The 7,223-nt window shown below is 72.9% G+C and carries 8 protein-coding genes; 4 read left to right on the top strand and 4 right to left on the bottom strand.

From position 1 onward, the window contains the following. Positions 1-184 precede the first annotated feature (184 nt). Both RIF68_RS20945 and RIF68_RS20940 read left to right on the top strand, forming a co-directional pair. Complete coding sequence (locus tag RIF68_RS20945) at positions 185-526, top strand: helix-turn-helix transcriptional regulator (RefSeq protein ID WP_309052821.1); 342 nt, start codon at positions 185-187, stop codon at positions 524-526. Further along, positions 523-1,269 carry a hypothetical protein gene (locus RIF68_RS20940; protein ID WP_309052820.1) on the top strand — a complete coding sequence of 249 codons (747 nt, stop codon included), beginning with the start codon at positions 523-525 and terminating at the stop codon, positions 1,267-1,269. The genes RIF68_RS20945 and RIF68_RS20940 overlap by 4 nt, the downstream gene beginning before the upstream one ends. A gap of 276 nt (positions 1,270-1,545) precedes the next feature. Here RIF68_RS20940 and RIF68_RS20935 read toward each other — a convergent pair whose 3' ends face one another. Further along, positions 1,546-2,082 carry a GNAT family N-acetyltransferase gene (locus RIF68_RS20935; RefSeq protein WP_309052819.1) on the bottom strand — a complete coding sequence of 179 codons (537 nt, stop codon included), beginning with the start codon at positions 2,080-2,082 and terminating at the stop codon, positions 1,546-1,548. A gap of 130 nt (positions 2,083-2,212) precedes the next feature. Here RIF68_RS20935 and RIF68_RS20930 point away from each other — a divergent pair, with 130 nt between their 5' ends. After that, on the top strand, positions 2,213-3,100 hold the full coding sequence (locus RIF68_RS20930; protein ID WP_309052818.1) for an alpha/beta fold hydrolase: 888 nt from the start codon (positions 2,213-2,215) through the stop codon (positions 3,098-3,100). Here the strand turns inward: RIF68_RS20930 and RIF68_RS20925 are convergent. From RIF68_RS20925 to RIF68_RS20915, 3 genes are all read right to left on the bottom strand, one after another. Then, entirely contained in the window at positions 3,090-3,326 is a 237-nt protein-coding gene (locus RIF68_RS20925) for a hypothetical protein (RefSeq protein ID WP_309052817.1), read from the bottom strand. The two genes, RIF68_RS20930 and RIF68_RS20925, sit on opposite strands and share 11 nt — an antisense overlap. 129 nt (positions 3,327-3,455) lie before the next feature. Continuing rightward, on the bottom strand, positions 3,456-5,087 hold the full coding sequence (pruA, locus tag RIF68_RS20920; protein WP_309052816.1) for an L-glutamate gamma-semialdehyde dehydrogenase: 1,632 nt from the start codon (positions 5,085-5,087) through the stop codon (positions 3,456-3,458). A gap of 31 nt (positions 5,088-5,118) precedes the next feature. Then, positions 5,119-6,045, bottom strand: a complete 927-nt coding sequence (locus tag RIF68_RS20915) for a proline dehydrogenase family protein (protein ID WP_309052815.1) — start codon at positions 6,043-6,045, stop codon at positions 5,119-5,121. Between the two features lie 193 nt (positions 6,046-6,238). On the opposite strand from RIF68_RS20915, the gene RIF68_RS20910 reads away from it, so the two are divergent. Continuing rightward, positions 6,239-7,223: PucR family transcriptional regulator (locus RIF68_RS20910; protein ID WP_309052814.1), on the top strand; the 985-nt coding region annotated here is incomplete at its 3' end.

The following is a 7,223-nucleotide window of genomic DNA, read 5'->3' as shown; positions in this document are numbered from 1 at the left end:
CGCCATTCGCTTGATGAAGCGAGACGTTCGGCTCCTACAAAGCTAGGGCAGGGTGCCGCATCTGTCTCCACAATTACTCGGACTTCCTACTATCTGAGACGGCGCGGCCGGCGAGGGGGCGGCGCGGCATTCCGACATGGCTACCTAGTTTGCGTTCCTACCTAGGTGGTGGTCCAATGTCGCCATGGCCGCAGACCGGAGATCCAACTGGCTCAAGGGCGTCCTCGACCTGCTCGTCCTCTCCCGCCTGACCGACGGGGAGAGCTACGGGTACGAGATCGGCCGGACCCTCGCCGAGGCGGGGCTCGGCGAGATCAAGGGCGGGACGCTCTACCCCGTACTCAACCGCCTGGAGGAGGCCGGTCTCGTGGAGGCCGAGTTCCGCGCCGCCGAGCGCGGGCCCGGGCGCCGCTACTACCGGCTCACCGCGTCCGGCCGGGCGCACCTGGCCACGGAGAGCGGGGCCTGGCTGGACTTCCACCGCGCCGTCCGCACGATGCTCAGCCCAGGGGGAACGACACGATGACCACCGAACCCGGCCCCACGGCCTACTTCACCGAACTCGCCGGAGCGCTGCGCGCCGCCGGGGTCCCCGCCGACCAGGTCGCCGCGACCGTCGACGACCTGCGCGGACACCTCGCCGGGACGGGTACCGACCCCGAGGAGGAGTTCGGGCCCGCCGCCGAGTTCGCCGCCCGCCTCGGCGGGATCGGCCCGCTGCCCGGCGAGCCCGACGAGCAGGCGGAGACCTGGACCTGGACGGCGGACCTCTTCAACGACCGCCGCATGCTGGCGCTCCACGGCGACCAGGGCTGGGAGGTCGAGTCGCTCGACCCGCTCGGCCGTTTCGTCTGCCGCCGGGCCGCCGGCTCGGCACTGCGCTGGGAGTACCGCCGCGAGGTGATCACCGGCCGCCGGCGCGCCCGGGTCCTGGACGAACTGCTCCCCGAGGGCTGGGAACCGTGCGGCGAGTGGCTGGTGTACGGCTACTTCAAGCGCCCCCGCGCGGCGACGGCCGGCCCGGCGGGCACACTGGGCGCCCCGCCGGCTACGCCCCGCCGGTGGCTCTACCTGAGCCGCAGGGGCAAGGTGGCGCTCGCGCTGTGGGTCCTGCTGGTCGGCGGTGGGGTGACCGCCTTCTTCGTCGGCGCGCTCGGCATCCCGGGCCTCGCCGTCGTGATCGGCGTCGGCTCGGCCCTGTCGGCGGCGTTCACCGCGGGCCTGGAGACGTCCCGGGGTCACGTGGAGGCGGACCGGCGGAAGGCCTGACGGACCCGCCGGAGGCCGGCGCGGGGCGGCACGGCCTGACGAGCACCCGCCGAGGGCCGGCGCGAGGCGGCGCGGCCCCGGAGCCCGCGCGGACCGCGCGGTCGGACGAACCCGCCGGAGGCCGACGCGGACGGCGGGGGCTGACGGACCCGCCAGGGGCCGGCGCGGAGGGCGGGGCCTCACGAAGCCTGACGAACACCGCCGGAGGCCGGCGCGGCCCCGGGGGCGCGGGCGGGCCGCCCGTCCGGGCGGCCGCGCACAGACCCTCCGCCGCCCTCACAGCACGTCGCCGTCCCGCCAGTCGAAGATCAAGGGTGCGGCGGCGTCGGGCAGGGGCCGGCTCCCGGCGGGGCGGAGGAACACGAAGCCCTCCTCCTCGGCGAGGTGGACGGCACCGGCGGGGCCGAGGGCTTCGAGGCGGCCCGGCCAGACCTGCCAGCCGCGCGCCCGGTAGAGCGCGGCGCCGTCGTCGGAGGCACCCAGCGCGCCGAAGAGGTACGCCCCGTCGATCACCCGCTCCAGCGCCGCCATCACGGCCCCGCCGAGCCCCTGCCGCCTGCGGTCGGCGCGGACGGCGACGCCTTCGACGTACCCGACGCGGTACGAGCGTCCGCGGTGCAGCACGCGCCGCTGGACGACGGAGCCGTGCGCGGCGAGGCCGCGCCCGTCCTCGATCCAGGCGTGGACGCCGCCCAGGGTGTGGTCCCAGTCGTCGTCGGAGAAGTCGCCGTCGAAGGCGGTGTCGAGCAGCGCGCGGACGGCGGCGAGCCGGGCCGCCCCGAGCTCGTGGGTGGGCGCGGTCGTCACGGTCATGCCGGCCACCCTTCCACAGCACCCCCCTCCCTTTCCCACGAAATTTAACCCCTCAATGCCGATTGACAGGTTAGAACCACACCTGGTCGAATCAAGCGTCAACCACTGAACTGGTTTTGAGGGGTTAGCCGTGACATCCGTTCCGCCCACCCGCCACCGCTCCGTCACCGTCCGGGGCCACGCGCTCCACTACCGCGAGGCGGGACCGGCGGACGCCCCCGTCCTGCTGCTCCTGCACGGCTTCCCCACCAGCTCGCACATGTTCCGCGACCTGATCCCGCGCCTCGCCCACCGCCACCGGCTCATCGCCCCGGACCACCTGGGCTTCGGCCGGAGCGACGCGCCCTCCGCCGACGCGTTCCCGTACACCTTCGCCGGGCTGGCCGCCCTGACGTCCGCGTTCACCGAGGCCCTGGGCCTGGACCGGTTCGCGCTGTACGTCCAGGACTACGGCGCGCCCATCGGCCTGCGGCTCGCCCTCGCCCACCCCGAGCGGGTCACGGCGATCGTCACCCAGAACGGCAACGCCTACGAGGAGGGGCTCGGCGCGGAGGCCTGGGCGCCGGTGCTCGCGCTCCTCGCCGACCGCACGCCCGCCACCGAGGCACCCGTCCGGGCCATCCGCTCCCTCGAGGGGATCCGGTGGCAGTACGAGACCGGCGTCCCCGACGCGTACCGCGAGCTGCTGAGCCCCGACGCCTGGCATCACGACGCGGCCCTCATGGCCCGCGAGGGCCAGGACGCGATCCAGCTCGACCTGATCGCCGACTACGGCTCCAACTTCACGCTGTACCCGGCCTTCCAGGAGTACTTCCGGACCTCCCGGGTGCCGCTCCTCGCCGTCTGGGGCGAGGGCGACGAGATCTTCGTCCCGGCCGGCGCCGAGGCCTTCCGCCGCGACCTCCCCGGCGCCGAGATCCATCTCCTCCCCACCGGCCACTTCGCCCTGGAGACCCACGCCCCGCTGATCGCCGAACTGATCGACGGTTTCCTGGAGCGCCGGGTCGTCAGGCCGTAGCCTCCTCCAGCCGGCCGACCACCCGCTCCACCCAGGCCGTGAACGCCTCACGGTCCTGTACGGCGCCGCCGCTCACCGCCGCGACCTGCGCGTCCGTCATCCTGTCCGGCCCCGAGGTGATCAGCAGGCCGTGCAGCTCCCGCATCACGGACGCCAGCCGCTGCGCGTCCGGGTGGTCGATCGCGTCGACCCCGTGCCCGGGGCCGAGAGTCGTCGAACCAGGCATGTCGTTCCTCCTCGCCGCGCGACCCCCTTCCCAGCAGCGTAAGCCCGCCGCACGAGAACCGCCCCCGTCCTGGTTTGGGGGTCCAGGAGGGGGGCGGTGGTCAGGGGCCGCTCACGCGGCCGGCGGGCGTCAGCCCATGTGCGGGTAGCCGTACTCGGTCGGCGGGACCAGCGTCTCCTTGATGGCGCGGGTCAGCGTCCAGCGCATCAGGTTCTGCGGGGCGCCGGCCTTGTCGTTGGTGCCGGAGGCCCGGCCGCCGCCGAAGGGCTGCTGGCCGACGACGGCGCCGGTGGACTTGTCGTTGATGTAGAAGTTGCCCGCGGCGAAGCGGAGCTTCTCCATGGTGTACGCGGCGGCGGCGCGGTCGTTGGAGATGACCGAACCGGTCAGCGCGTAGTCGGAGACCGACTCCATCTGCTCCAGCATGGCGTCGTACTGGTCGTCCTCGTACACGTACACCGCGAGGATCGGGCCGAAGTACTCGGCCTTGAAGACCTCGTTCTCCGGGTCGGTGCACTCGATGACCGTCGGGCGCACGAAGTACCCCTCGGAGTCGTCGTAGGTGCCGCCGGCGACGATCGTGCAGCTCGGGTCGGCCTTGGCACGGTCGATCGCGGCCTTGTTCTTCGCGAAGGAGCGCTCGTCGATGACGGCGCCGATGAAGTTCGACAGATCGGTGACGTCACCCATCTTGATGCCGTCGACCTCGGCCGCGAACTCCTCCTTGAAACCGTCGTTCCAGAGGGAGGCCGGGATGTACGCGCGCGAGGACGCGGAACACTTCTGGCCCTGGAACTCGAAGGAGCCGCGGGTCAGCGCGGTCTTCAGGACGGCGCGGTCGGCGCTGGGGTGCGCGACGACGAAGTCCTTGCCGCCGGTCTCGCCGACGATCCGCGGGTAGGAGCGGTACTTCTCGATGTTGTTGCCGACCGTCTTCCACAGGTGCTGGAAGGTCTTGGTCGAGCCGGTGAAGTGGATGCCGGCGAGGTCGCGGTGGTTCAGGGCCACCTCGGAGACGGCGATGCCGTCGCCGGTCACCAGGTTGATGACGCCCTTCGGCAGGCCGGCCTCCTCCAGGAGCTCCATGAGGAGCACGGCGGAGTGGGTCTGCGTCGGGGACGGCTTCCAGACCACCACGTTGCCCATGAGGGCGGGGGCGGTGGGCAGGTTGCCCGCGATGGCCGTGAAGTTGAACGGCGTGATCGCGTAGACGAAGCCCTCGAGCGGGCGGTGGTCAAGGCGGTTCCAGACGCCCGGGGAGTTGGCCGGCGGCTGCTCGGCCAGGATCTGGCGGGCGTAGGCCACGTTGAAGCGCCAGAAGTCGACGAGCTCGCAGGGGGTGTCGATCTCGGCCTGCTGGGCGGTCTTCGACTGGCCCAGCATGGTGGAGGCGGCCAGCGTCTCGCGCCAGGGGCCGGCGAGCAGCTCGGCGGCGCGCAGGATGATCGCGGCGCGGTCGTCGAAGGACATGGCGCGCCAGGCCGGGGCGGCGGCCAGGGCGGCGTCGATGGCGTCCTGGGCGTCCGCCTCCGTGGCGGCGCGGAAGGTGCCGATGACGGACCTGTGGTTGTGCGGCTGCACGACCTTGAACTCGTCACCGCCGCCCATGCGCTTGACGCCGCCGATGGTCATCGGCAGCTCGCGCGGGTTGTCGGCCAGCTCCTTGAGCTTGGCCTCCAGGCGGGCGCGCTCGGGCGAACCGGGGGCGTAGCCGTGCACCGGCTCGTTGACCGGAGTGGGGACCTGGGTCACAGCGTCCATGAGTCTCGATACTCCTTCGGAGGGTGGGGGCTCAGCCCTTGGTGAGGATGGAGCGGACGAAGAAGAGGAGGTTGGCCGGCTTCTCCGCCAGGCGGCGCATGAAGTATCCGTACCAGTCGGTGCCGTAGGCGGTGTAGACGCGCATCCGGTGGCCCTCGGCGGCGAGCCGGTTCTGCTCCTCGGTGCGGATGCCGTAGAGCATCTGGAATTCGTACTCGTCCATCTTGCGCCCGGCGCGGCGGGCCAGCTCCTGGCCGATGGAGACGAGGCGGGGGTCGTGGGACCCGATCATCGGGTAGCCCTCGCCCTCCATCAGGATCTTCATGATCCGCACGTAGGCCTTGTCGATCTCCGCCTTGTCCTGGAGGGCGACGGAGGCGGGCTCCTTGTAGGCACCCTTCACGATCCGCACGCGGGAGCCGTTCGCGGCCAGGCGGCGGGCGTCCGCCTCGGTGCGGAAGAGGTACGCCTGGATGACGCAGCCGGTCTGCGGGAAGTCCTTCCGCAGCTCCTCGTGGATGGCGAACATCGAGTCGAGGGTGGTGTGGTCCTCGGCGTCCAGGGTGACCGTGGTGCCGATCCCGGCGGCGGCCTCGACGACCGGGCGGACGTTGGCGAGGGCCAGCTCGTGCCCGTTCTCCAGGGACTGCCCGAACATCGACAGCTTGACCGACATCTCGGCGCGCTCGCCGAGGCCCATCTCCCCCAGCCGGCCGATCAGCTCCAGGTAGGCGTCGCGGGCGGCGTGGGACTGCTCGACCGTGGTGATGTCCTCACCGACGACGTCGAGGGTGACCTCCAGACCGCGCTCGCCCAGGTCCCGCACGATCGGGACGACGTCGTCGACCGTCTCGCCGGCGATGAAGCGTGCCACGACCTGCTTGGTCCCGGGCGCGGCCGACACGAAACGGCGCATCTTGTCGCTGCGCGACGCGGCGAGGATCACGGGACCCAGCACGGGGCACCTCCAGGGGCAGATGTCAGAACGGGGCCGTAACCGGAACAAGGGAACGAACCGGGAACAGCACGGAGAACCACCGTGAAACCTAAGGATCGCTCCGATCGTCCGCCATCTACAGCTGTCACGCATCCGTGGCCCGCCTCTCAGACATCTGTCTGAAAGAGGCCGTGCCGGGTGCGAGAATGGGCCCGTGAAGGGCGATTACCAGGAGCTGGTGGACGAGATCTCGGCGCTGCTGGGCGCCCCCGCGACCCTGGAGAACCGCGATTTCGGGCTGATCGCCTTCGGCGCCCACGACAGCGACGACGACAGCGCCATGGACCCCGTCCGCACCCGGTCGATCCTGACCCGCAAGTCCACCCCGGCCGTCCGCGCCTGGTTCGAGGGCTTCGGCATCACCCGGGCGACCGGCCCGGTCCGGATCCCGGCCGCGCCGGACGCGGGTGTCTTCCGGGGCCGCGTCTGTCTCCCCGTACGGCACCGGGGGGTCGTCCTCGGCTACGTCTGGCTGCTCGACGCCGAGCCGGGTCCCTCCCACGCGCAGCTGAGCGCGGCGATGGACGTGGCCGCCCGGATCGGTGAGCTGCTCGCCGACGAGGAGCGCGCCGGGACCGACCTCTCCCGCGAGCTGCGGGCCGCCCTGACGGCGGAGCGGGGCTGGCAGTACGACATGGCGCTCGGCGCCCTGCGGACCGCGCTCGGCCCGGACGCGGAGGGCCTGCACGCGCTGCTGTGTCTGGCACCCTGGCCCGGTGAGGACTCCCCCTCACCCCGTACGGTGCCGGGCGCGGCCGCCCTGTGCACCCTGCCGTGGACGCCTCCGGCCGGCCCCTCCCCGGGCCTCGGTGCGGCGGGCACCGCGCCCCGCCGGCGCTCCCCGGGCGCGGCGGCCGTCGCCGGCGGGGACCCGGGCCCGCGGGGCGGTGCGGCCCGCGCGCTCGCCGTGCTCGTGCGGCTGCGGTCCGCCGACAACCTGGCGCCCGCCACGGCGGCGGCCGGACGGCTGCGCGGCACGGCCGGCGCGGGCGTCGCCGGGATCGCCCCGCCCCGGCGGGGGCTCGCCGAGCTCGACGTGTCCTGGCGCGAGGCCGCCTCGGCCGCCCGCGCCGCGACCGCCCAGCCGCACCTGGGCCCGCTCGCGGAGTGGGCCGCCCTCGGCCCGTACCGGATGCTCA

The organism is Streptomyces sp., from assembly GCF_031178505.1.
In the GTDB taxonomy this organism is placed as follows: domain Bacteria; phylum Actinomycetota; class Actinomycetes; order Streptomycetales; family Streptomycetaceae; genus Streptomyces; species Streptomyces gulbargensis.
The sequence above is the reverse complement of the archived record's forward strand: the minus strand, read 5'-3'. Positions and strand labels throughout refer to the sequence as shown.

Bases quoted from the DNA above. Each gene is read 5' to 3' on its own strand.
- RIF68_RS20945 (WP_309052821.1), top strand. From the start codon at position 185: ATGGCCGCAGACCGGAGATCCAACTGGCTCAAGGGCGTCCTCGACCTG.
- RIF68_RS20940 (WP_309052820.1), top strand. From the start codon at position 523: ATGACCACCGAACCCGGCCCCACGGCCTACTTCACCGAACTCGCCGGA.
- RIF68_RS20935 (WP_309052819.1), bottom strand. From the start codon at position 2,082: ATGACCGTGACGACCGCGCCCACCCACGAGCTCGGGGCGGCCCGGCTC.
- RIF68_RS20925 (WP_309052817.1), bottom strand. From the start codon at position 3,326: ATGCCTGGTTCGACGACTCTCGGCCCCGGGCACGGGGTCGACGCGATC.
- pruA (WP_309052816.1), bottom strand. From the start codon at position 5,087: ATGGACGCTGTGACCCAGGTCCCCACTCCGGTCAACGAGCCGGTGCAC.